This is a genomic window from Pseudomonas sp. AMR01 (genome assembly GCF_041946035.1).
Classification (GTDB): domain Bacteria; phylum Pseudomonadota; class Gammaproteobacteria; order Pseudomonadales; family Pseudomonadaceae; genus Aquipseudomonas; species Aquipseudomonas antarctica_B.
On record NZ_JAUTYR010000010.1, the window covers coordinates 100853 to 125046 of the forward strand.

At 62.7% G+C, this 24194-nt stretch carries 15 protein-coding genes; 7 read left to right on the forward strand and 8 right to left on the reverse strand.

Translation table 11 applies throughout. The features are described 5' to 3' along the window. Window positions 1-77: 77 nt before the first annotated feature. Window positions 78-1154, reverse strand: a complete 1077-nt coding sequence (locus tag Q7C20_RS12045) for an aldo/keto reductase (protein ID WP_375067573.1) — start codon at window positions 1152-1154, stop codon at window positions 78-80. 131 nt (window positions 1155-1285) lie between these two features. On the opposite strand from Q7C20_RS12045, the gene Q7C20_RS12050 reads away from it, so the two are divergent. Then, the gene (locus Q7C20_RS12050; RefSeq protein ID WP_375067575.1) at window positions 1286-1963 is read left to right on the forward strand and encodes an ATP-binding cassette domain-containing protein; all 678 of its coding nucleotides are present in this window, start codon (window positions 1286-1288) and stop codon (window positions 1961-1963) included. Beyond that, complete coding sequence (fetB, locus tag Q7C20_RS12055; protein WP_375067577.1) at window positions 1960-2751, forward strand: iron export ABC transporter permease subunit FetB; 792 nt, start codon at window positions 1960-1962, stop codon at window positions 2749-2751. Before Q7C20_RS12050 ends, fetB begins: the two co-directional genes overlap by 4 nt. 202 nt (window positions 2752-2953) lie before the next feature. Here the strand turns inward: fetB and Q7C20_RS12060 are convergent, their stop codons facing one another. Continuing rightward, window positions 2954-4000 (reverse strand): L-idonate 5-dehydrogenase, encoded by a 1047-nt coding sequence (locus Q7C20_RS12060; protein WP_375067579.1) that lies wholly within the window; start codon window positions 3998-4000, stop codon window positions 2954-2956. 14 nt (window positions 4001-4014) lie between these two features. After that, window positions 4015-4788 (reverse strand): glucose 1-dehydrogenase, encoded by a 774-nt coding sequence (locus tag Q7C20_RS12065; protein WP_375067581.1) that lies wholly within the window; start codon window positions 4786-4788, stop codon window positions 4015-4017. Between the two features lie 268 nt (window positions 4789-5056). On the opposite strand from Q7C20_RS12065, the gene Q7C20_RS12070 reads away from it, so the two are divergent. After that, window positions 5057-5929: a LysR family transcriptional regulator gene (locus Q7C20_RS12070; protein ID WP_375067584.1), complete on the forward strand. Its 873-nt coding sequence runs from the start codon at window positions 5057-5059 to the stop codon at window positions 5927-5929. Between the two features lie 221 nt (window positions 5930-6150). On the opposite strand, the gene adeC is transcribed toward Q7C20_RS12070, so the two are convergent. Both adeC and Q7C20_RS12080 read right to left on the reverse strand, forming a co-directional pair. Further along, window positions 6151-7575 (reverse strand): AdeC/AdeK/OprM family multidrug efflux complex outer membrane factor, encoded by a 1425-nt coding sequence (gene adeC / locus Q7C20_RS12075; protein ID WP_375067586.1) that lies wholly within the window; start codon window positions 7573-7575, stop codon window positions 6151-6153. Further along, complete coding sequence (locus tag Q7C20_RS12080; protein WP_348059779.1) at window positions 7575-8369, reverse strand: helix-turn-helix transcriptional regulator; 795 nt, start codon at window positions 8367-8369, stop codon at window positions 7575-7577. The genes adeC and Q7C20_RS12080 overlap by 1 nt, the downstream gene beginning before the upstream one ends. Window positions 8370-8873: 504 nt before the next feature. Here Q7C20_RS12080 and Q7C20_RS12085 point away from each other — a divergent pair. Then, a complete protein-coding gene (locus tag Q7C20_RS12085; RefSeq protein WP_375067588.1) occupies window positions 8874-15143 on the forward strand; it encodes an amino acid adenylation domain-containing protein in 6270 nt (2089 codons plus the stop codon). Between the two features lie 417 nt (window positions 15144-15560). Here Q7C20_RS12085 and Q7C20_RS12090 read toward each other — a convergent pair whose 3' ends face one another. From Q7C20_RS12090 to Q7C20_RS12100, 3 genes are all read right to left on the reverse strand, one after another. Then, entirely contained in the window at window positions 15561-17078 is a 1518-nt protein-coding gene (locus Q7C20_RS12090; RefSeq protein ID WP_375067590.1) for an ArnT family glycosyltransferase, read from the reverse strand. Between the two features lie 27 nt (window positions 17079-17105). Beyond that, window positions 17106-18761 carry a lipid IV(A) 4-amino-4-deoxy-L-arabinosyltransferase gene (gene arnT, locus Q7C20_RS12095; RefSeq protein WP_375067592.1) on the reverse strand — a complete coding sequence of 552 codons (1656 nt, stop codon included), beginning with the start codon at window positions 18759-18761 and terminating at the stop codon, window positions 17106-17108. A gap of 191 nt (window positions 18762-18952) precedes the next feature. Then, entirely contained in the window at window positions 18953-19627 is a 675-nt protein-coding gene (locus Q7C20_RS12100; RefSeq protein WP_375067594.1) for a histidine phosphatase family protein, read from the reverse strand. 273 nt (window positions 19628-19900) lie between these two features. Here Q7C20_RS12100 and Q7C20_RS12105 point away from each other — a divergent pair, with 273 nt between their 5' ends. Genes Q7C20_RS12105 through Q7C20_RS12115 form a run of 3 tightly spaced genes read left to right on the forward strand, consistent with a single transcriptional unit; the run spans window position 19901 to window position 24087 of the window. Beyond that, window positions 19901-20569: an ABC transporter ATP-binding protein gene (locus tag Q7C20_RS12105; protein WP_348059789.1), complete on the forward strand. Its 669-nt coding sequence runs from the start codon at window positions 19901-19903 to the stop codon at window positions 20567-20569. Window position 20570: 1 nt separating this feature from the next. Further along, on the forward strand, window positions 20571-23033 hold the full coding sequence (locus Q7C20_RS12110; RefSeq protein ID WP_375067595.1) for an FtsX-like permease family protein: 2463 nt from the start codon (window positions 20571-20573) through the stop codon (window positions 23031-23033). Continuing rightward, entirely contained in the window at window positions 23023-24087 is a 1065-nt protein-coding gene (locus tag Q7C20_RS12115) for a lipocalin-like domain-containing protein (RefSeq protein ID WP_375067597.1), read from the forward strand. Before Q7C20_RS12110 ends, Q7C20_RS12115 begins: the two co-directional genes overlap by 11 nt. Window positions 24088-24194: the final 107 nt, after the last annotated feature.

A 24194-nucleotide genomic window follows, 5' to 3' on the forward strand; every position in this document is an offset into this window, starting at 1 on the left:
GGCCCCAAAAATGGCACTGCTACGCAGTCCAGCGCAAGCAAACTCCCTCCTCAAAGGTTCAGTGTTCGCCAGGGCTTTTACTTGTCCTTACGGGCATCCATGGTCTTTTGATGCTCTTTCAGGAATGGCTGTTCAGCCGGGTCAAAGCGATCAATCCCGGCGGTAAACCGATGCCAGTACGGGTACAGCGGCTGGCGTCGCGTGGCGGCTTCGATGCGCGAGGACTGGTCTTCGCTGAGTTTCAATTCAGTCGCGGCGAGGTTGTCGCGCAGGTGTTCCTCGGTCCTGGCGCCGACAATCAGCGAGGTGATCCCCGGACGGTCCTTGAGCCACGCCAGGCAGGTGCGCGCCACCGATACCCCGTGTTCATCACCGACGGCGGCGAGGGTTTCGATGATGTCCAGAGCGCGCTCGTAATCATGTACATAGGGTTCCGGCCAGTCGCTGCCCTGACGGGTGTTGGCAGGAGGCTTCTGCCCGCGACGCGTCGAACCCGTCAGCAGGCCTTCGCCCATCGGGCCCCACACCAACGTGCCGATGGACTGGTCGAGCGCCAACGGCAGCAACTCGTACTCGGCCTCGCGGGATTCCGGGGTGTAGTAAATTTGCTGGGTGATGGGTTTGAGCATGCCGTGCAGTTCGGCTTTGCCCAGGGTTTTCATCATCTGCCAGGCGGTAAAGTTGCTGGTGCCGAAGTAGCGAATCTTGCCCGAACCGACCAACAGCCGCAGGGCTTCGAGGGTTTCCTCGATCGGCGTCATGCCGTCCCAGTTGTGCAACTGGTAGAGGTCGATATGGTCGGTGCCCAAGCGCTTCAAACTGGCTTCGCAGGCGCGAATCAGATGGTAGCGCGACGAACCCGAGTTGTTCGGGTTCTTGTCCACGGGGCTGCGGCCCTTGGTGGCGAGCAGCACGTCATGGCGCTTGTCGCCGAGGGCTTTGCCTACCACTTCTTCGGCCAGCCCGTGGGAGTAGAGGTCGGCGGTGTCGATCATGTTGACCCCGGCGTCGAACGCGATGTCGAACATGCGCTTGGCCTGGGGCACGTCCACCGAACCGCATTTTTCGAACTCGGCACGACCGCCAAATGGCACGGTGCCCAGTACGATTTCGGATACCAGCAGACCTGAATGGCCCAGTTGTCGGTATTGCATGTCGCCTCCTGCCTAACGTTGTACGTAAGGGTGTGAACGACTGGGGTGGCGATAGTTTGAATTTTTTCATGAAATCTTCGTGGGCCTGCCGCACCATTGCGCCCAACAGGTTTGAGAGGAACACCGCGTCCATGAGCGCACTGATAGAAACCCGCGCCCTCACGCGCACGGACGAGCGCCGCCACGTGCCCTTGCTCCAACCCACCGATTTCACCCTGCGGGCCTGCGACCGCGTGTCGATCACCGGCGCATCCGGTTCCGGCAAAAGCGTGTTCCTGCGGGCGCTGGCATTGCTCGACACGCCCACCTCGGGGCAGGTCCTGTGGAACAACCAGCCGATCGCCAACGCGCAGATTCCCCACTACCGCAGCCATATCAGCTACCTGTCGCAACGCCCGGCGCTGCTTGAGGGCACGGTGGAAGACAACCTGCGTTTCCCGTTCAGCCTCAAAACACTCCGCGCACGCAGCTTCGATGTGCACGTCGTCACCACGCTGCTGGGGCATGCCGGCAAGTCCTCGGACTTCCTTGCAAAAAACGCCGGCGACCTGTCGGGGGGCGAATCCCAAGTGGTCTCGTTGATTCGCACCCTGCAGCTCAATCCCGAAGTGCTGTTGCTGGACGAACCGACGGCCGCCCTCGACCCCACGTCGTCACGCGATGTAGAAGCACTGATCGACGCCTGGTTTGCCGCAGATAAGGCCCGCGCTTATATCTGGGTGTCTCACGACCTTGAGCAGGCGCAGCGCATGAGCGACATCCATTTGCACATGGACGCCGGCGTATTGAGCGGAGCGGCTCAGCCATGAACTACCAAAACCTCACGGCGCTGGACATGGGCATCGCCGCCTCGCTGATCCTGATCAATGGCGCGCTCTCGTTGCTGCTGCGCCTGGGCCTGGGGCGCCAACTGTTGTGGGCAGCGGTGCGCACGGTGGTGCAGTTGCTGGCGATCGGTTACCTGCTCGGCTGGGTGTTTGAGTTCGCCTACTGGTACGTGGTGCTGCCGCTGATGTGCGCGATGACCTTGATCGCCGGCATCTCGGCAGCCGGGCGCGGGCGGCGCACGTACAAGGGGCAGCGGGTCGACAGCATCCTGTCGGTGTGGGGCAGTTCCTGGCTGGTGACGGCGGTGGGCTTGTTTGCGGTCATCCGCATTCACCCGTGGTACGAGCCGCAGTATGCGATTCCGATTCTTGGCATGATTCTCGGCAATACCCTCACTGGCGTGTCGTTGGGCATTGAGCGCATGACCCAGGAGTTGACCTCGGGTCGCAACACCATCGAAATGATCCTGGCCCTGGGCGGTTCACGCTGGGAGGCTGCGCAAGAGGCGATACGTCAAGCGGTGCGCGCCGGGATGATCCCGACGCTGAACCAGATGACGGTGGTCGGCATCGTCAGCCTGCCCGGCATGATGACCGGCCAGGTGCTGGCGGGGGAAAGCCCGGTGGACGCAGTGCGCTATCAGATCGTGATCATGTTCCTGATCGCCGCTTCCTCGGCACTGGGCACCGTCGGTGCGGTGCTGCTCACCTACCGGCGGTTATTCTCCACAAGCCATCGTTTTTTGCGCGATCGATTGGAAGAGCGCTGACATCCCCAAAAACAATAGAGATCCAATGTGGGAGCTGGCTTGCCTGCGATGTCGGCGGCATTGCCAATAGAGATGCCGCCTGACCCACCGCTATCGCAGGCAAGCCAGCTCCCACAGGGGATCAGCGGCATTTCAACATCTCCACTGGCAGGTCCATCGCGCCGGGCACGCGCTCGCCCGCAATGCAGATCGGGCTTGATAACTAGTCCGGCACACCGAAATCCAGCACCACCTTCATCGCCTGCGTTTTGTCCGCCGCCAGCTCAAACGCCTGCACCGCATCGCCAAACGGCACGGTGTGGGAAATCACCGGGCGCACATCGATCACTCGCCGATTCAGCAAATCCACCGCCTGGGCGAATTCCGGGTGGAAGCGGAAGGTTCCGCGCAGGTCGATCTCGCGGCTCACCAGCAGGTTCAACGGCAGTGACACATCACCGCCCAAACCGACGGTTACCAACACGCCGCGAGGGGCGATGCATTCCATGCCGTTGCGCAGCGCCTGGGCACTGCCGGAGACTTCGAACATCACGTCGAAATAACCCTTTTCAGCGGCGTAGCGCTTGAGTGCGTCGGCCCCGTCGGCAATGTTGTGCGTGCGCGTGGCGCCCATTTTTTCGGCGCAGGCGAGGGCGCTGGCGGACAAGTCCACCGCAACAATTTCACCCGCCCCGGCAGCGCGCAGGCTGCCGATCAGCAGGTTGCCGATGGGGCCGCAGCCGGTCACCAGCACGCGTTTGCCGAACACGGCGCCCGCACGTTGGATCGCATGCAAACCTACCGACAACGGCTCGGCCAATGCACCTTCAGCGAGGCTGACGGTGTCGGCCAGCCGATGGGCCTGGTGCGTCTCGATCACCAGGCTCTGGCGAAACGCGCCCTGAATGTGCGGGAAAGGCATCGCGCTGCCGTAAAAACGCATGTTCAGGCAGTGATTCGGCAGGCCCTGATGGCAATACCGGCAACCCCCGCACGGGCGTGACGGCGACACCGCAATGCGCTGGCCAACCTTGAACAAACCGGCGTCACTGCCCACCGCATCAATCACCGCCGACACTTCATGGCCCAGCACCATCGGCTCGCGCAGGCGCACGGTGCCGAAGCCGCCGTGCTGGTAATAGTGCAAATCCGAGCCGCAGATGCCGCCCCGGGCGATGCGCACGCGCAACTGATCGGGGGCGAGGGTTTGCGGCTCATCCTGAGGGTCGACCCGCAGGTCTTTTGAAGCGTGGCAGACAATGGCGTGCATAAGGTTCTCCAAAGTTACAGCGACGCGGTGATGCCACCGTCGACGTACAGAATATGACCGTTCACGAAACTGGCCGCATCGCTGGCGAGAAACACCGCTGCGCCCGCCAGTTCTTCGACGTCGCCCCAGCGCCGGCTCGGGGTGCGTTGCACCAGCCAGTCGCTGAATTCGGGGTTGGCTACCAAATTAGCGTTCAGCTCCGTCTTGAAGTAGCCGGGGCCGATGCCGTTGACCGTCAGGCCATGCGGGCCCCAGTCGATGGCCATGCCTTTGGTCAGCATCTTCAGCGCGCCCTTGCTCGCCGCATACGGCGCAATACCCGGGCGACCCAACTCACTTTGCACCGAACAGATATTGATAATGCGCCCACGCTTGCGCGGGATCATCGCACGCGCCACGGCCTGGCCGACCAGGAAGGCGCTGTCGAGGTTGGTGGTTATCAACTCGCGCCAGTGCTGCTCGCTGTAGTCTTCGAGCGGGCCACGGCGCTGCATGCCCGCGTTGTTCACGAGGATTTCCAGCGGGCCAAGACGTTCTTCGATATCGGCGACGGCGGCCTGAATCGCCGCGCTGTCGGTGACATCAAACGCCTGGGTATGCACCTGCAAACCTTGCGCTGCCAGCAGCGCCGCCGCGTCACGCAAGGTGCTGCGGTTGCGCCCGTTGAGCACCACCTGCGCGCCGGCCTGGGCCAGGCCGCGAGCAATCGCCAGGCCGATACCGGCGCTGGAACCGGTGACCAGCGCGAGCCGGCCATCCAGGCGGAAGTTGTCTAAAACGCTTTTCATGGGTTACCTCTCCTATGCATCACTGACAACCCGGTTCGCCTTGACGTGGGTGATCAACACTATCAATCCGATAATCGTGACCAATGCGTTCCGCAGCCGATACGTGTCGCTAGCCATGCCCAGCATGGTGCCTCCTTGTTTTCATTGTTATAGGCCAAGCCCCGACCTATCGTGTATGACGGGGTATTACTTCACCGCAGGCGCTAATCAGCGTCCAATTTTCATTTGTGATCGGGTGATCAATGTTCGTGATAACCGGAGACGCTTGATGGAGCTCAAGCACTTGCGTGCCTTTGTGGTGCTCGCTCAGGAACTGCATTTCGGCCGGGCGGCGGTGCAGTTATCCATCGTGCAACCGGCGTTGAGCATGCAGATCAAACTGCTCGAAAGTGGCCTGGGCGTGCGCCTGCTCGACCGCAACCGGCATTCGGTCACGTTGACTGACGCGGGCCGCGCGTTCCTGCCCGAAGCCCAAGCCACCTTGCATCAGGCCGCCCGTGCGGCCGATGCGGCGCGGGCCTCCAACCGTGGCGAGATCGGCCGCGTGCGCCTGGGCTTTGTGTCGTCGGTGTTGCCGCAATTGCTGCCCGAATTGATTCGCGCAGTGCACCAGCGCTACCCGCGTATCGAGCTGGAACTCAAGGACATGCCCGGCCCCGATCAAGCCGCCGCGCTGAAAAATGGCCTGCTGGATTTCGGCCTGATGCGCCTGCCTGCCGCCCACCTCGGCGTTCAGACCCGCGCCGTGCTGCGTGAAAGTTTCTGCGTGGCGTTGCCGATGGATCACCCATTGGCCGCCTGCCAGTCAATCCATCCCGCTGACTTGCTGGCGGTGCCGGTGTACATACTGGCGCGGCGGTATGCACCGGGTTTTCATGATGAGTTTATTCAGGCGGTGGGCATTACCCTGGACATCGCTGCAGAGTTGGGCGAGTTCACCACCATGCTCGCGCTGGTGTCCGCCGGGTTGGGCGTCGGCGTGCTGCCGTTGCAAGCGGCGCGGGCGCTGCCGGCCAATTGCGTGTCGCGTCATCTTGAGTTGGGTGCGTTCCAGGCCACCACAGGCCTGGCCTGGACCGAGCTGGACAGCGCCGTAAAGACCACGCTGTTCAACCTGATCGTCGAATTGTTTGGCGAGTAATTGTTTCGGGCGGTGCACTGCGCTGGCAGTTCGCCAAGTTTTCGCCCCACAGCCTGGCGATGCGTAGCTGGTAAGAGAGTGGCTGGCGCGATGGCTTTGCCAGTGGAGATTTTTGAAGTGCCGCAGATTCCCTGTGGGAGCGGGCTTGCTCGCGAATGCGGTGGTTCAGTGCCAGATGTATTGGCTGACACTCCGTATTCGCGAGCAAGCCCGCTCCCACATCAACGCCGCGCCGTCATTACCGGCGCGTCGGCCCACGCGCCCCCCAGCGCCGTGTACAAATTCACTTCCGCCACCAATTGCGCCAGCCGGTCCACGATCAGCGCCTGTTGCGAGCTGAACAGCGAGCGTTGTGCATCGAGGAAGGTCAGGTTGCTGTCCACGCCGCTGCGGTAGCGGTGTTGGGCCAGGTCGTAATAGGCCTGGTTGGCGGCGACGAAATCCCGTTGCGCATCCAGCTGGTCGGTGAAGGTTTGCCGGGCGGCGAGGCCGTCGGCGACTTCCTGGAAAGCGGTCTGGATCGATTTTTCGTACTGCGCCACGGTGATGTCTTTTTGCAGCTTGGCGTAATCAAGGCTGGCGCGCAGGCTGCCGGCGTTGAAGATCGGCAGGTTGATCTGCGGCTGAAAGGTCCAGGTGCCCGAACCACCCTTGAACAACCCCGACAGCTCCGTGCTGGTACTGCCCGCGTTAGCCGTGAGGGTCACCGAGGGAAAAAACGCAGCGCGGGCCGCACCGATATTCGCGTTGGCCGCCTGCAACTGGTATTCGGCCTGGAGGATATCCGGGCGTCTTTGCAGCAGATCCGACGGCAGGCCAGCGGGTACACGTGCCACCAAGTCATCCGCCAGTGGGCGCGACGGCAAGTGCTCGTCCACCGGGCCGCCGACGAGCAGGGCGAGGCTGTTCAGGTCCTGCGCGACCTGGCGCTCATACCGCGCCACGCTGGCGCGGGTGCTTTCGACCGCCGTGCGGGCCTGCACCACGTCCAGCGCCGAGGCCTTGCCCGCGCTCTTGCTGCGGTTGGTCAGCTGCCAACTGTGATCGTTGGCCACCAGGGTTTGCCGGGCCAGGGCCAGCAGCTCCTGATCGGCGCGCCAGGTCAGGTAGGCGTTTGCGACATTCGCGACCAGGCTCAATTGCGCGCTGCGCCGTGCCTCTTCGGTGCCTAAATAAGTGAGCATTGCCTGTTCGCTGAGGCTGCGCACACGGCCGAAAAAATCCAGCTCGTAGGCGCTGAGACCCAGAGTGGCGGAGTAGTTCGACGTGATCGCAGACTGGCCGGTCCCCGTCACGTCGCCGGGTAGTTTCTGGCGCTTGCCGAGGCCGGTGGCAGACACCGCCGGGAACAGGTCCGCACGCTGAATGCGGTACTGCGCCTGGAACGCCTCTACGTTCAGCGCCGCCACCCGCAGGTCGCGGTTGTTGACCAACGCGTCACCAATCAACTGCTGCAAGGCCGGGTCGTGAAACAGCACCTGCCAGTCCGGCTTGACGGCCACCGTGCCGGCCTGCGCCTGGCTGTACACCCCCGTGTGCGGAAACTGCGCAGGCACCGGCGCCGAGGGCCGCTGGTAGTCCGGGATCAGCGAACAACCGCCGAGCATCCATGCCAAGCCAGCGGTGGTGATTATCCGTGTGTTCATCAGGCGCCAACCATCCATTTGGCCAAGCCATGCCGGCCGCTCACACCCAGTTTGGCGGCGGCCCGTTTGAGGTAGGTTTCAATCGAGCTGTTTTTCACGCTGAGTTTTTCCGCCATTTGCGGCACGGTGCCGCCGGTCAAAAGGCCAAGGCACACTTCCTGCTCGCGCGCCGACAGGGTGATGTCGCTGAGTGACAAACGCTTGTAGAACTCGCGCTGCAACTGCGATTGCTCCAACAGGTTCTGCGCGGGCTCGGCGTCTGCATGGGGCGCTTGGCGCAGGATCTGTGCATGACGTTCCATCAGCGGCAACAGGGTGTCCGACAGGCTCTTGAGAAACGACAGCTCCGCGAGGGAAAACCCGCGCAGCGTGGGCGGGCGATACAACGAAATCACACAACGCCGATTACCCTGGCGCGACACCAGATTGCACTGGTGCGAGGTGCCGCGTGGGTGCGCGCTGTCGGCCTTGGCCTTCATCTGGATCAGCAGCGGGTCCTGCATTTTCAGCATTTCGCGCAGCAGCGGGTGGTCTTTAAGGGCGTGCGGGGTTTGCGGCGCTGACAAGTCCTTTTTCAGGCCGGCGCTGCCCAGCAGCTTGATGTCGCGCACGTTGTCGCGCAATTCATCGAGGGTCCACTCACTCAGGTCCACTAGATCGATCGGCACCCATTTGTCCACCAGGTGCAGCATGTTGGCGGCAAAGTTTTCCTGGCCGCTGTTTGAAATCAACTCGCCCATTTCAGCGTAAAACTGCGGGCTGTGGGTGTTGGTAATGCTGCGTGTCAGACTCATAGCCATCTCATCCTTGATGTCGAAAACCGTCGACGGGTGCGCCCGGTCTGTGTGGGGCGGTCCGTATTCCTTGAACGTAACTCGCGTTGAACGTAGCTCGGCGTTCGAGATTTTATTTAGCCATAGCGAAATGTCCTACGTATGTAGCGGAAACGAGGGACACAACCTGCCATAAAAACCACGTCATTAATTCGACGCTTCTGACGGGATGTTTCGCCTACGAAAACCCACAGATAAACTTTAAATCGAATTAACTAGTTGATAGTTAAACAGAAAATATTCTTACGACAAGTTTTCCACCTCCCGGCATCGGCCAGATATAGCCAATGTCCTACAGCCTTTTAATCGTTTCAGTAATGAACCTTCAGCCAAGCCCGTTTCCGGCCCATTGAGTGTCCGGGTTTCAGGTGTCAGACAGCCCCATGCACCCATGCTCAAATCCGGCAATTTCGGCGTATTGGGCCACCTGCGCGGCCAGTGCCTGACCCCCATGAGAAGGATCTTATGACGCATCTCTGCAGCTCGACGGCCAGCTTTCCCCTCACCGCCGCCCAACAGGACATCTGGCTTGACCAGCTGCGCGCGGGCGATTCGCCGCTGTACAACATTGGCGGCTATGTCGAGTTTCCAGGCCCGGTAGAGCCCGAGTTGATCAGGCGCGCCGTCGAGCTGTTGGTGGCCCGGCACGATGCGTTGCGTACCCAACTGCACAGCGACGCGCAGGGTTTGCCTCGCCAAACCTTCGCGGCCACGCTGGCGGCCGACGTGGCGTTTCACGATTTTTCCAGCTTGCCCGACCCGCAACGCGCGACCCAGGCCCTGATGCAAGCGCAAATGGCTCGGCCCTATGCCATGACGGGCGAGCCGCTGTTTCGCTTTTTTCTGGTCAAGCTCGCCGACGACCATTACCGGCTCGGCACCCAGGCCCATCACCTGATCCTCGACGGCTGGGGTTTTGGCCAGATGCTGCAGTCCCTGGCTCAGCTGTACACCACCCTGCAACACGGGCGGCAACCGGAGCTGGTGGCGCCGTCTTATGTCGACTTTATCGACACCGATCAGCGCTACCAGCAATCTGCCCGCTACGCCCGCGACCGTGCCTATTGGCTGGATAAATACCGGGTGCTGCCCGAGCCGTTGCTCACGCCGAGGCTGAACGCCCAGGCGCCAAGCAATACCCTCGTGGCGCCGTTTCCGCTGGCGTTGCTCAACCGCATGGAGCAAGTCGCCCAGCGTTACCAGGCCTCGGCGTTCCATGTGTTATTGGCGGCAATGTATGTGTACTTCACCCGCACTCACCAGCGTGACGAGTGGGTGGTGGGGCTGCCGATTCTCAACCGCTCCAACGCGCGCTTTCGCTCCACCGTGGGGCTATTTGCCCAGGTGAGTGCGGTGCGGTTTCAGTTCGACGAGGCGTTAGCGTTCAGCGCCGTGGTGCGTGGCGTGCGCGACCAGCTCAAGCAGGATTTCCGTCACCAGCGTTTCCCCCTGAGCGAGATGAACCGCGAGCTGGGCCTGCGCCGTGCTGATCGCGGCCAGCTGTTCGACCTGTCGGTGTCCTTCGAGCAGGATGACCACGACCTGCGTTACGGCAGCGTCCAGGCGCGCGCGGTCAAAGTCTCCAACCACCATGAACCGTTGCCGATTGCCATCCACCTGCGCAGCAACCGTTTTCAGGACACCGCGTGCCTGCACTGCGTGTACAACGAGGCCTATTTCCGCCATGACGATGTGCAGGCGTTGGCGCAGCGCTTTACCTGGCTGCTGGAGCAGGGGTTGGAAAATACCGCGCTGCCCGTGGCTGAATTTTCACTGGTGACGCCTGCCGAGCAGGCGCAGTTGCAACGCTGGAATGCCACCGCACAGCCCACCTCTGAACCGCACACCCTGCACGAACGTATCGCCTTGCAAGCCGCGCGCACACCGGACGCGATTGCGGCGGTGTATCGGGGCCAGCAACTGACCTACGCGCAACTCGATCAGCAAGCCAACGCACTGGCTCATCAACTGTTGGCGCTGGGCGTAAAACCGGATGACCGCGTGGTGATCCTCGCCCGACGCGGCCTGGACACGTTGGCGGGGCTGCTCGCGATTCTCAAGTCTGGCGCCTGCTATGTGCCGGTGGACCCGGCCCATCCCGCCGAGCGCCTGAATTACTTGCTGCACGACAGCGCACCCGTGGCGGTGCTCACCCAGCACGACTTGCGGCATCGACTGCCCGCGTCCGAGGTGCCGGTGCTGTTGCTCGACCACCCCGGCGCCGACCTTGGCGACAACCCGCGCGTGGCGGTAAAACCGTCGAACCTGGCCTATGTCATCTACACCTCCGGCTCCACCGGGTTGCCCAAGGGCGTGATGGTTGAGCACCACACTGTGTCGAACCTGGTGGACTGGCACTGCCGGACGTTCAACCTGCATGCCGGCAGCCACACCGCCAGTGTCGCCGGGTTTGGTTTTGATGCGATGGCCTGGGAAGTCTGGCCGGCGCTGTGCGTAGGCGCAACGCTGCACCTGCCGCCGGCACACGACGGCGCCGAAGACATCGACGCGCTGCTGAGCTGGTGGCGCGCGCAGCCGCTGGACGTGTGTTTTTTGCCGACCCCGGTGGCCGAGTACGCTTTCAGCCAGCGCATGGACCATCCGACCCTGCGCACCTTGCTCATCGGCGGCGACCGCCTGCGCGCGTTCAACCGCGCGCAGACCTTTGATGTGATCAACAACTATGGCCCCACCGAAGCTACGGTGGTCGCCACCTCCGGGCGCGCGGAAGTCGGCCAGCCGTTGCACATCGGCGCGCCCATTGCCAATGCCAGCGTGTACCTGCTGGACGAACGACAACGCCCGGTGCCGATTGGCGCGGCGGGGGAGTTGTATGTCGGCGGCAAAGGCGTGGCGCGCGGTTATTTGAATCGCCCTGAACTGACGGCGGAGCGCTTTCTTGACGACCCCTTTAGCGGCGGCAGAATGTACCGCAGCGGCGACTTGGCGCGCTGGCTGCCCGACGGCAACCTGGAATACCTGGGCCGCAATGACGACCAGGTGAAAATCCGGGGTGTGCGCATTGAGCTGGGGGAAATCGAAACCGCGCTGGCCGCCCACCCGGCGATCAAGGAAGCCGTGGTGCAGTACCGCGAAGGGCAGTTGCTCGCTTGGTTTGTTGAACACTATGGCGTCGAAATCGAAGCGCTGCGTACCCATTTGCAAGGCACCCTGGCGGACTACATGCTGCCCGCTGCCTATGTGAAGCTTGAGGTTTTCCCGCTCACCGCCAATGGCAAACTCGACCGCAAGGCGCTGCCTTCACCGACCAAGGCGGCCTTTGTCACGCGGGTGTTCGAAGCCCCGCGTGACGGCGCAGAAAGTACCCTGGCGCAGATTTGGACCGAGCTGTTGCAGGTGCAGCAGGTCGGGCGTCACGATCATTTCTTCGAACTGGGCGGGCATTCGCTGCTAGCCGTGCAATTGGTGCAGCGCATGCGCCAGGCCGGTTTGCGCGCCGATGTGCAAGTGCTGTTCGGCCAGCCGACCCTTGCGGCGCTTGCGGCGGCCAGTTCCGGCAGCGACGTGGAGGTGCCCGCCAACCGGATTCCGCCAGGTTGCCGCGCTATCACCACCGACATGCTCACTCTCGCCGAGCTGGACTCACCCAGCCTTGAACGCATCCTCGCCGGCATCCCCGGTGGCGCGGCGAACGTGCAGGACATCTACCCGCTGGCGCCGTTGCAGGAAGGCTTGCTCTACCACCACATCACCGACGCGCGCGACCCGTACCAGCAACATGCGATGTTCAGCTTTGCGCGCCGCGAGCAATTCGATGCCTTTGCCCAGGCGCTGCAACAGGTGATTAACCGCCACGACATTCTGCGCACCAGCCTGGCGTGGGATGCCCTTGAGCAGCCGATGCAAGTGGTGTGGCGAAAGGCTCAATTGCGCGTTGAGCCACTGCGCGAGCCTTCACCGCCACTGGACTTGCGCCAGGCGCCGCTGATGGCCCTGGACTATGCCGAAGAGCCGCACAACCGGCGTTGGATCGCCCGATTGCGCTTCCACCATCTGGTCAACGACGCTACCTCGACCAGCGTTCTGGTGGATGAAATTCGCGCCCACTTGCTCAATGAACAGGCGCAACTGCCGGTGCCGGTGCCTTATCGCAATGTGGTCGCGCAAACTCGCTCGCCCGCGCGCCACGCGGCCCATGAAGCGTTCTTCCGCGAGCGCTTGGGCGATGTCGATGAGCCAACCCTGGCCTTCGGGTTGCAGGAGCGCCAGGCGGACCGCGCCGACATCGAGGCGTTTGAACAACCGCTGACCGACGCGCTCAACCTGCGCCTGCGCGCGCAGGCACGTGGCCTTGGGGTCAGCGCCGCGAGCTTGTTTCATCTGGCTTGGGCGCAGGTACTCAGCCGCGTCGCCGGCCGTGATGATGTGGTGTTCGGCACTGTGCTGCTCGGCCGTTTGCAGGCAGGCGAGGGCGCTGACCGCGCTTTGGGCATGTTCATCAATACCTTGCCGCTGCGCGTGCGTCTGGCCGGGCAAACGGTGGTCGGTGCGCTGAATGACACCCACGCCCAGTTGAGTGCCTTGCTTGTCCATGAACAGGCTTCGCTGGCGCTGGCCCAGCGTTGCAGCGGCGCGTCACCGTTGTTCAACAGCCTGCTCAATTACCGTCACACCAGCGCCGACCCAAACCTGAACCTGGTGCCGGGCATCGCGTTGCTCAGCAGTGAAGACATCCTCAGTTACCCGCTGATGCTCACGGTTGACGACACGGCCAGCGGCTTTCGCCTCAAGGCCAAAGCGCCGCGCACGGTTGGTGCAGAGCGCCTGTTGGGTTATCTCCACACCGCGTTGCATGGGGTGGTGTACGCACTGGAGCATGTCCCGAATATGCCACTGCGTGATGTGCAAGTGCTGCCTTCCAGTGAGCGGCACACGCTGTTGCTGGACTTCAACGCCACCGAAACCGATTACCCCGACACACTCACCGTACAGGCGCTGTTCGAAGCGCATGCGCGGCATATTCCCCACGCCATCGCGGTGCAGGCCGGTGAGCTGCAACTGAGCTACCGCGACCTTAACGAACGCGCCAACAGGCTCGCCTTCCACTTGCGTGAGCGCGGCGTGAGGCCGGATTCACGGGTGGCGCTGTGCGTCGAGCGCGGGCTGGATTTGGTGGTGGGCCTGCTGGCGATTCTCAAAGCCGGCGGCGCCTACGTGCCGTTGGACCCCGGCTACCCGCGCGAGCGCCTGGCCTACATGCTGAGCGACAGCCAGCCCGTGGCGCTGCTGGTGCACGCTGCCACCCGTGACCTGCCCGGCGACGTTGCCATGCCGGTGATCGACTTCGACCACTGCACCTGGCGCCATGCGCCTAGCGGCAACCCGTTGGTGCCGGGCTTGAACGTCGCCAACCTCGCCTACGTGATGTACACCTCGGGTTCTACCGGCACGCCCAAGGGCGTGATGATCGAACACCGCGGCCTCGGTAACCTGATGCACTGGGGCTCGCAACTGTGCCCGAATGCTGAAGGTGGCGCGCTGTTGCAACGTGCGCCGTTCAGCTTCGACGGCTCGGTGTGGGAGCTGTTCTGGCCGTTGACCAATGGCATGCGTCTGGTGCTGGCGCGGCCGGATGGGCATCGCGACCCGGCGTACCTGGCGCAGGTGATCCGCGAGCAGAAGATCACCGTGATCAAGTTTGTGCCGGCCATGTTGCAGCAGTTCCTTGAACTGGAAGAGTCGGCGCTGTGCACCAGCCTTACCGACGTACTGTGTGGCGGCGGTGAGCTGACCGAAGCGATTGCCCGTGGTGTGCAGGCGCGTCTGCCCGGGGTGCGCTTGCACAACGTCTATGGCCCTACCGAGGCCACGGTGGACAGCAGCGCATGGACGTTGGAGCCGGGCGCGCCGGTGCCTGCGCTGCAATTGCCGATTGGCCGGGCGATCAACAATACCCGCCTGTATGTGCTGGATGAACAGGATGCGCCGGTGCCGATGGGCGTCAGCGGGCAGTTGCATATTGGTGGGGTTGGGGTTGCGCGGGGCTATCTCGGGTTGGAGCAGATGACGGCTGAGCGGTTTATCGACAGCCCGTTTGTGGCGGGTGATCGTTTGTATCGCACCGGGGATCTGGTGCGTTACTTGCCGGATGGCAACCTGGAGTTTCTGGGGCGCAATGACTTCCAGGTCAAGCTGCGTGGCGTGCGTTTGGAGTTGGGCGAGATTGAATCGCGGCTGGCGTCGCACCCGGCGTTGCGTGAAGTGGCGGTACTGATTCGTGATGAGCGGTTGGTCGCTTACTTCACTCTGCGCGGGGAGGCGCCGGGGCTGGAGGCGTTGCGCACTTATGTGCTGGAGCAATTGCCGGAATACATGGTGCCTGCGGCCTTTGTGCAGCTGGAGGCGTTGCCGCTCAATCCTGCGGGGAAACTGGATCGCAAGGCGTTGCCGGAACCGGGGTTGGACGCGGTAGTGAGCCGGGCGTATGAGGCGCCGGTGGGGGAGGTGGAAACATTGATGGCGGGTATTTGGGCCGAGGTGTTGAAGGTTGAGCGGGTGGGGCGGCATGACCACTTTTTTGAGCTGGGTGGGCATTCGTTGCTGGCGGTGAGCCTGGTGGCGCGGATGCGCAAGGCGGGGCTGGATGTGGATGCGCGGACGTTGTTCAGCCAGCCGACGCTGGCGCAGTTGGCGGCCAGGACGGTGACGCAGGTGCAGCGTGTGGAGGTGCCGCAGGCGGCGATTCCTCAGCTTGACCGGCGTCGCAGGATTTGATCTTGAGAGGGATGGGGGGAATATCCGTTCCCTGTGGCGAGCGGGCTTGCCCGGCGTTGGGCTGCAGAGCAGCCCCAAAATCAGCAGCCGAAGAGTGCCTGACTCACCGCATTCCTCCTTTTAGGGTCGCTTCGCAACCCAACGCGGGCGGTGCGACGATTCGACAAGCCCGCTCGCCACAGGGATAGTGTTCGGCCTCATCGGGCTGGTATCAGCCATCGCATTCGCAGGCGAGCCAGCTCTCACAGAAATGCAGAGCCGAACTCGGTCCAACTGTGGGAGCGGGCTTGCTCGCGAAAGCGGTGGGTCAGTTGATGGATTTGGTGGCTGGTACACCGCATTCGCGAGCAAGCCCGCTCCCACATTTTTTACCGAGTACAGCTTCAATACCTGCACAAATCTGTTTCTCTGTGGAAGTCAGCGCGCCGCGGGGATGAACGCCACGCTGCCGGCCTCGCGCTTTTGAAATAACCGCTCGCCGTTATCCGGCTGGGTGGTGATTACTTGATGATCCGCGCCCAGGTAGGCGAATGGCGTTGGGTCTTCTTTGGACCACTGCGCGACGATTATTGTGTGGAGCGGGTCGAAGTGTTGGCCGCTGGTTTTGTCCAGCCAGGCCATCAGGGCGGCGCTGTTGCCCTGGCGGGGGAAGTCTTGGGTTTCGCTGACGTAATAGAACGCCTTGCCGCCATTTTGCAGGTACATCGGCAGTTTGTTGTCGACCTCCACCAGCACCATTTGCCAGTCTTGCCACGGCGCGGTTTTTTGCGCTTGGGCTTTCACGTCTTCGGCGAAGCGGGTCACACCGCCGTTGCCGGTGGTCCAGGGGTAGATCACTCCCAGCACCAGCAGCAACAACCCGGCGGTGAGGCCGAAGCCTTTTTGCCAGCGCGGCACGCTGGCCGGGTTTTTCTGCAGGCGCTCACTCAGCCACCAGGCTGCCAGCAGTTGGGCAAACGGCACCAGCGGCAGCACGTAGTAACTGCGACGGCTGCCGCTGGCGGTGAAGAAGACAAACAGCAGGCCCAGGCTCCACACCAGCCAGCGTACGTTGGGCGGGGTTTGGCGCCAGTTGCGCAGCGCCAGCCACACGCCGAGCATCCAGCACGGCGCCCATGGCAGGGTGTAGGCGGGCAGGTAGATCAGGTAGGTGTAGATCGGCCCCATGTGGTCGAAAGGGTCGAAAAAGCGCACGACGTTTTCCTTGAATACCAGTTCAAGGCCGCTCTCGCCGTAGGTCGGTGCGCCGTATAAATGCGACAGCACGAAGGGAATCGAATAGAACGCCGCAGCGATCACGATGGCCAGCAGCAGACGCAAGTTGAGGTGGCGTTTGTAGCGGTGCTCGCTGAGCAGGTGCGGCAGCAGCACCAGGCCCGGCAGCACAAAACCGATCAGGCCTTTGAACAGTGACGTTGCTGCCAACAGCAGGAAAAACACGCTGTAGCGTCCCAGACGCGTGTCGTCCGGCCCGCGCCAATACCACCAGACCGAGGCCAGTACACCGCACACGGTCAGCACATCGGCGGTGGACACTCGCGCCCAGAACAGAAAGTAGAAACTGGTGGCGAGCATCCAGCCGGCAATCAGCCCGGTGCCTTTGCGAAACAGGCGCTCGCCAATCAGGTACACCAGCCAGATGCTCAGCCAGGCCGCGATCACCGACGACAGGCGCAACGACCACGGGCCGAGCCCACCCATCAGGTTGGCGAAGCCGGTGATCAGCCAGTATGAGGGCAGGGGTTTGTCGTAGTACGGCGCGCCCTTGAGGTAGGGATCGAAGTAGTCACCGCTTTGCAGCATTTGCAGCGCGATGTTCGCCCAGCGGGTTTCCGGCCCCCACAAGTCGCGACTGCCCAGGCCCAGCAGCAGGAGCAGCGCCGAGACCCCCAGCAGTAACACCAACGCGCCACGTTCGGTTTTCCAGAAGCTCATCGGGGTTTTCCTGTGGCAGGCCTGACGTCAGGGAAGTTGCGGGTAAATGATCATGAGCATGGGGCCTTTGCGGTAGCGCGTGCCGCCAAGTGGCAATTGCCCTTCTTCACGGTGCTCGCTGGTGCTGCGCACGTGCATCAACACACCGACCGAGCCGTGTTTACGGGCTTCGCTCAACCACGGCTGGACGTTTTCCACGGTGACTGTGCGATGGGCCGCGTCCGGATAATTGAGGCCGTAGCGAAGCTCGCCTTTGGTGTCATAAAACGCCACGTCCGCACGCCGCAGGCGCCAGGACAAGGCCGATGCGCTGCCCAGCTCGTTGCTGATCAGAGCATGGGTTTGTTGCAGTTCATCCAGATGCGCCAGCACAAACTGGTCGGGCATTTCGGTGTCGGTGATTTCCTCCGGCATGCCCGCAGGCAGCAGGGCTATCAGCAAGCCGATGGCCAATGCGGGCATTGCCCATAGCGTCAGCGGGCGGAAGGCTTGCAGCAGGTTGGCGAGGATCCAGCCGAGCAGCACGATAAAGGTTATGGACAGGCTGAACATCTCGGCGTGGCTGTTGCTGTACACCGGCCGATCGATTTGCAGATACATCAAGCTCGCCATCGCGGCCACGCCGAGGACCAGGTTGAGCAGGCCGTTGGCGCGCAAGGTGGCGGTTTTGCCGCGGTTAATCAGGTCGGTCAGGGCATGCCCCATCAGCAGCGCCAGGGGCAGCAGGCACGGCATGATGTAGGTCGGCAACTTGCCTCGGCTCATGCTGAAAAAAACCAGTGGCAGCAGCAGCCACAGCGCTAGAAAAATCACCGCCGGTTGGCCTTTGTCTTTCCAGGCCTTGAGCAGTGTGGCCGGCAACAGCGCGGCCCACGGCAGGCAGGCCACTGCCATGATCGGCAGGAAGAACCACCAGGCCCGCGCATGTTGCGCGTTGTCGGAGGAGAAGCGGCGAATGTGCTCGTGCCAGAAGAAGAAGCGCCAGAAGTCCGGCTCCTGCAGATGCACCGCCCACGCCCAGGGCAGGCAGATCATGGCCGCCACCAGAATCGACAGCGGACCATAGCGCAGCAACTCGCCCAGACGCCGCTGCCACAGCACGTAGGGCAGGGCAATCAGCACCGGCAACAGCCACGCCAGAAAACCCTTGGTCAGAAAGCCCATGCCACAGGCCAACCCCAGCAATGCCCAGGCGCCCAGCCGGTGGCGAGACGTGCGGCTGTCGAGGGCGAACCACAGCGCGACCAGGCTGAGGTTGACCCAAAAGGTGAACTGCGGATCGAGATTGGAATACCCGGCTTGCCCCGCGACCAGCCCGAAACTCATGTAGAGCAGGGCGCTGGTGAAGCTCTTGCGCGGGTCGTTCCACAGGCGCCGGGCGATAACGTAGGCCAGCAACACGCTGAGGCCGCTGGTCAGCGCCGAGGCGATGCGCACGCCGAACAGGTTCTCACCAAACACGGCCTGGCCGAGAGCAATCAGCCAATAGCCAGCGGCCGGTTTTTCGAAGTAACGCACACCCATAAAGTGCGGGGCGACCCAGTTGCCACTCATCAGCATTTCCTGACTGACCTGGGCGTAGCGGGCCTCATCCGGAACCCATAAACCGTGCAGGCCCAGGGGCAGTAGATAAAACACGGCAAAGGCTAGCAACAATAGATGCAGGGGTTTTAAACGGGTCATGTAAACGTCGCTCCTTGACGTTCAATGGGAGGGCATTGGCGATGCGAAGTAATAATAGAAGAAAGAGTCACAAAAGTTCACTAAGTCGCTGAAAGTATTCATGACGCCGCTAAATAACGGGCGCAGTTAAACATGCCAGAAGAGGCCTGTCGTTTTGCTGAACATGAAAGAAAGTACAGGTAAAAAAGTGTCTAGAACTTCTTCAGAACATCCAGCCATGCCTGGCTTTTCATAATGCCCAACGTCTCGAACTTGCCGTTCGGGAGCACGCGCACAAACAAGGCACTGCCGTATTCGGAAAAGTGGGCGCGGGGGTAGCCGAGGGTGCTTTCGAAGTCGGCGATGCAGCCACTGTGGGTGACAAATATGAGGTTGCGCCCGGCCTGTTTTCGGTTGAGTAATTCCTCACCGATGGCCGCGCCGCAGATGGCTTGCTGGCTGGAGGTCAACTCGGTATTACCGAACATGGCGTGGGCGGTCTGGCTGGTGCGAACCACGGGGCTGGCGACTACGTCAGTGCTCTGCATGCCAAGTGCCTTGAAGGCTTTGCCCAATTCCCCGGCGCGTTGGTTGCCAATTACCGTGAGGCCTTCCAGTGGGCCGAGGCAGGGGTTGGGCGAACGGTCGCAGCGCTCTTCGTGCCGCACCAGGACGATCACATCGCCATCGTGCCAGGCGGGCAGCACCTTCGATGTCAGCAATCGGTCACCCACGCTCAGGTCACGCGGCGAGGAGGGCCACACCATGAAACCGGCCAGCAGCAGACCGACAACGACAAAGCCTGCGCCCCACTTTCGCCAGCGTTTGATAGTGGCGCGGCGCGAGCTCGGTTTAGTCAGGGTAAGGTCAACCACATCTTTCACCATGGGTACTGTCTGCATTTTTTATTAAGTAGGCGCAACGCGTTGACGGACGTTCGCAATTAAGAGAAAGGCTGTCACAGGGCTGCTGTCTTTTCGCTGAACATCCAGCGGGTAGAAGTTGTCGAGACCCGCAACTAACGAGTTGCCGATAACCGACGCTTGGCCGGCAATTTAGAGGGTGGTGGGTGGGCAAGCGGTGAAATCGATGTGAAAAATTTGCGTGGACGGCGCGGTCAGCCGTTATTCTCGTTTGCAGTCCTTCACGCGAGCGTTCTTATGTTGCAGGTGCACGGTGTCCTGAAAAACTACGCCACCCCCCAAGGCCCGCTGACGGTGTTGGCGGGTGTCGACTTGCAGCTGGGTGAGCGCAGCAGCCTGGCGCTGATGGGCGAGTCGGGCAGCGGCAAAAGCACCTTGCTGCACCTGGTGGCTGGACTTGACCGGGTAGACGGCGGCCGTATTCAAGTCGGTGAGCAGCGCCTGGATCAGTTGAACGAGGCGCAACTGGCGCACTGGCGCCGCACCGAAATCGGTTTGGTGTTCCAGCAGTTCAACCTGATCGGCAGTTTGCGCGTCGACGACAACCTCGCGTTCCAGGCGCGCCTGGCCGGGCGCTTCGATCCCCAGTGGCAGGCACAATTGGTTGAACGTCTGGGCCTGGGCGACTTGCTCAAGCGCTATCCTGAACAACTATCCGGTGGCCAACAGCAACGCGTCGCAGTAGGCCGCGCGCTGGCCTCGCGCCCCGGCTTGCTGCTGGCGGATGAGCCCACCGGCAACCTCGACGAAGCCACCAGCGATGAAGTGCTGCAACTGATGCTCGACCTGTTGCGCGACAGCGCCACCAGCCTGTTGATGGTCACGCACAGCCCACGCATTGCCGCGCGGCTGGACAGGCAGGTGGTGTTGCATCGCGGGCGTGTCGTGCCTGCGGACGCGCGCTGAGATGGCGGTGTTTTATTGGACCCTGCGCGCGCTGCTGAGCCACTGGCGGCGTCACCCTGTGCAGTTTTTCAGTGTGCTGACCGGGTTGTGGCTCGCCACTGCATTACTGACCGGTGTGCAGGCCCTCAACAGTCAGGCGCGCGACAGCTACGCGCGCGCCAGCCAGTTGATCGGCGGTGAACCCCAAGCCAGCCTGAGTGCGCCGGATGCGGCCAGCTTCCCGCAAGCGGTGTTCGCCGAATTGCGCCGCGCCGGCTGGCCGGTGTCGCCGGTGGTGCAGGGCCGCTTGGCACTCAAGGGGCATGAAGATCAACGCCTGCAACTGATGGGCATCGAGCCGCTGTCGCTGCCCGGCACCGGCGCCGTGGCGGGGCAGCGGTTGAGCCAGGCGCAGATGCTCGCGTTTTTCGAGCCGCCGGGGCGCACCTGGATCGCCCCGCAAACCTTGCAGGCGCTCGGGCTGCATGAGGGTGAGCGCCCGCTGACGGCAACTGGAGACGCCTTGCCGCCGTTGCAGGTTCAGCAAGACATGGCTCCCGGTCTGTTGCTCACGGACATCGGTTTTGCCCAACCCTTGCTGGCAATGCCCGAACAACTCTCGCGCCTGCTGCTGGATAAAGCCTTTGCGGCCACCCATCCGGTGCCACCGGCCGGGCTGCAGCTCAAGAGCGGCGAAGACAATAACCTGGCGCGCCTCACCGAAAGCTTTCACCTGAACCTTGATGCCCTGGGTTTTCTGTCGTTTGTGGTGGGGCTGTTTATCGTGCATGCCGCGATCGGCCTGGCCCTGGAACAGCGCCGTGGGTTGCTGCGCACCTTGCGCGCCTGTGGCGTCAGCGCGCGTTTGCTGATCCTCAGCCTGGGCGTTGAGCTGGGCGCATTGTCGTTGCTGGGCGGTGTGCTGGGCGTCGCCAGCGGTTACCTGCTCGCCAGCCTGTTGCTGCCGGATGTGGCCGCCAGCCTGCGTGGTTTATACGGCGCCGAAGTGCCCGGCCAACTGAGCCTCAGCCCGTGGTGGTGGTTCGCCGGTTTAGGCCTGAGCCTGCTGGGCGCGCTGCTCGCCGGCGCCAGCAGCTTGTGGCGGGCAGCGCGTTTGCCCTTGCTGGCACTGGCCAACGCGCAGGCCTGGCATGAGGCCCACGGGCGCTGGCTGCGACGCCAGGGTTGGGTCGCGGCGACGGCGCTGGTCATCGCGCTACTGGCGCTGTGGCTGGGCGACAGCCTGGCCGCCGGTTTTGTGTTGATGGCCGCGCTGCTGCTGGGCGCGGCATTGGGTTTGCCGGTGGTACTCGATGGCTTGCTCAAAGCGGTGCTGGGGCGCAGCCGTTCGGTGCTCGGCCAATGGTTTCTCGCGGATTGCCGCCAACAATTGCCTGCCTTGAGCCTGGCGCTCATGGCGTTGCTGCTGGCGCTGGCGGCGAATATCGGCGCGGGCTCAATGACCTCGGGCTTTCGCCAGACCTTTACCAACTGGCTTGAGCAACGCCTCACCGCCGAGCTGTACATAAACCCGCAAAACCCTGCGCAGGCAGAGCAACTGGGCACGTGGCTGGCGCAACAGCCACGGGTGCAAACCGTACTGCCCACCTGGCAGGTCGCGGTGCAATTACAGGGCTGGCCGGCGGACGTGTTTGGCGTGGTCGACGACCCGACGTATCGCCAGCACTGGCCGTTGCTTGAGGCTGCCAGTGCGCCGTGGGACAGAATGCTCAATGACGACAGCGTGATGCTCAGCGAACAGCTCGCCCGACGGCTGAAGGTGCAGTTGGGCGAGGCGGTCAACATCCCCACGCCTGAAGGTGTCTGGTCGCCGCGCGTGGTTGGCATCTACGCCGACTATGGCAACCCCAAGGGCCACGTGCTGGTTAATTCCCGGCACCTGCTGACGCATTGGCCGACGCTGTCACCGGCGCGCTTCAACCTGCGGGTATTGCCGCAAAACGTGCCAGCGCTGGTGCGCGAGGTGCAGCGTGCGTTTGCCCTGGAAGACAGCCGCATCGTGGATCAACAGCAACTCAAGGGCTGGTCGAGCCAAGTGTTCGAGCGCACGTTTGCCGCCACTGCCGCGCTGAACAGCCTGACCCTCGGCGTCGCCGGTGTGGCGCTGTTTATCAGCTTGCTGACCCAGAGCCAAAGCCGCCTCGGCCAACTCGCCCCGCTGTGGGCGTTGGGGGTGACGCGTCGGCAACTGATGCTGCTTAACCTCGGCCAGACCTGGTTGTTGGCCGTACTCACGTTGGTCCTCGCACTGCCGCTGGGCCTGTTATTGGCGTGGTGCCTGGACGCGGTCATCAATGTGCAGGCGTTTGGCTGGCGCCTGCCGTTGCAGGTGTTCCCGTGGCAGCTCGCACAATTGTTGGGGCTGGCGACGCTCGCCACGCTACTGGCTTCGGCCTGGCCGCTGTGGCAGTTGTACCGCAGCCGCCCGGCGGATCTGTTGAGGACGTTTGCCAATGAGGATTAAAGCGATGGTGTGGGCCGCCCTGTTGCTGCTCAGTGCCTGCGACAAAGCGCCCGCGCCTGAAGCGAGTTTCGCCGGGCTGGGCAGCGATGCGGCGGACTTTGCCCAAGTAGTGCCGGGCAGGGTCTTCAGCTTTCCCGAAGACCACGGCGCTCACGCGGGCTTTCGCATCGAGTGGTGGTACGTCACCGCCAACCTCAAGGATGCGCAAGGCAATGTGTTCGGCGTGCAATGGACGCTGTTTCGCAACGCCTTGAAGGCGGGCGCGACGCAGCCCGGCTGGCACGACTCGACCGTGTGGCTCGGGCACGCCGCCGTCACCTCGGCGACCCGGCACTACGCTGCTGAACGCTTTGCGCGTGGCGGCGTCGGCCAGGCGGGTGCGCAGGCGCAGCCTTTCAGTGCCTGGATCGACGACTGGAATTTCGCCACTCGGCCAGGCGCCGTAAGCCCCCTGGCAGACATGCAGCTCAAGGCCGGCGGGCCGCAATTCGCCTACGACCTGCACCTGACATCGACCCGGCCGCTGGTGCTGCAAGGCGACAAGGGTTACAGCCGCAAGTCCGATCAGGGGCAGGCGTCTTACTACTACAGCCAGCCGTTTTTCACGGCGGCCGGCAGTGTGAGTATTGATGGCAAAACCTATCAAGTCAGCGGCCCGGCGTGGCTTGACCGTGAATGGAGCAGCCAACCCCTGGCAGCCAGCCAGACCGGTTGGGACTGGTTTTCCCTGCACCTGGACCGGGGCGAACAGCTGATGCTGTTTCGTGTGCGGCAAAAGGATGGCGCGGGTTACCTGACCGGCACCTGGATCGATAAGGAAGGCCACACCGAGACCCTGCACAATGCCGATATTCAGCTGACACCGCTGGCGACTACCGACATTGACGGGCGCCACATTCCTACGCGGTGGTCACTGAAAATTCCCGGCAAACAGCTGGATATCACCACCGAAGCCGTCAACCCGAACGCGTGGATGAACCTCAGCATTCCCTACTGGGAAGGGCCGGTGAAGTTTGACGGTGGGGTGGGGTATTTGGAGATGACCGGGTATTAAGGCGCCTTTTTGTAGGCGCTTGTCTTCTGCCATGTAGGCAACTTCCTAAATGTGATTTCCGCCTCCCGGGCTTGTGTCCGGGGCGTGGTCGCTTGCCTATATTCCGA

Excerpts from the sequence above, each read along its gene's own strand:
- Q7C20_RS12080 (WP_348059779.1), bottom strand. The coding sequence starts at position 8,369 with ATGAGTCTGACACGCAGCATTACCAACACCCACAGCCCGCAGTTTTAC.
- Q7C20_RS12100 (WP_375067594.1), bottom strand. The coding sequence starts at position 19,627 with ATGGTGAAAGATGTGGTTGACCTTACCCTGACTAAACCGAGCTCGCGC.
- Q7C20_RS12060 (WP_375067579.1), bottom strand. The coding sequence starts at position 4,000 with ATGCACGCCATTGTCTGCCACGCTTCAAAAGACCTGCGGGTCGACCCT.
- Q7C20_RS12050 (WP_375067575.1), top strand. The coding sequence starts at position 1,286 with ATGAGCGCACTGATAGAAACCCGCGCCCTCACGCGCACGGACGAGCGC.
- Q7C20_RS12110 (WP_375067595.1), top strand. The coding sequence starts at position 20,571 with ATGGCGGTGTTTTATTGGACCCTGCGCGCGCTGCTGAGCCACTGGCGG.
- Q7C20_RS12090 (WP_375067590.1), bottom strand. The coding sequence starts at position 17,078 with ATGAGCTTCTGGAAAACCGAACGTGGCGCGTTGGTGTTACTGCTGGGG.
- adeC (WP_375067586.1), bottom strand. The coding sequence starts at position 7,575 with ATGAACACACGGATAATCACCACCGCTGGCTTGGCATGGATGCTCGGC.
- Q7C20_RS12065 (WP_375067581.1), bottom strand. The coding sequence starts at position 4,788 with ATGAAAAGCGTTTTAGACAACTTCCGCCTGGATGGCCGGCTCGCGCTG.
- Q7C20_RS12045 (WP_375067573.1), bottom strand. The coding sequence starts at position 1,154 with ATGCAATACCGACAACTGGGCCATTCAGGTCTGCTGGTATCCGAAATC.
- Q7C20_RS12105 (WP_348059789.1), top strand. The coding sequence starts at position 19,901 with ATGTTGCAGGTGCACGGTGTCCTGAAAAACTACGCCACCCCCCAAGGC.
- fetB (WP_375067577.1), top strand. The coding sequence starts at position 1,960 with ATGAACTACCAAAACCTCACGGCGCTGGACATGGGCATCGCCGCCTCG.
- Q7C20_RS12115 (WP_375067597.1), top strand. The coding sequence starts at position 23,023 with ATGAGGATTAAAGCGATGGTGTGGGCCGCCCTGTTGCTGCTCAGTGCC.
- arnT (WP_375067592.1), bottom strand. The coding sequence starts at position 18,761 with ATGACCCGTTTAAAACCCCTGCATCTATTGTTGCTAGCCTTTGCCGTG.
- Q7C20_RS12070 (WP_375067584.1), top strand. The coding sequence starts at position 5,057 with ATGGAGCTCAAGCACTTGCGTGCCTTTGTGGTGCTCGCTCAGGAACTG.
- Q7C20_RS12085 (WP_375067588.1), top strand. The coding sequence starts at position 8,874 with ATGACGCATCTCTGCAGCTCGACGGCCAGCTTTCCCCTCACCGCCGCC.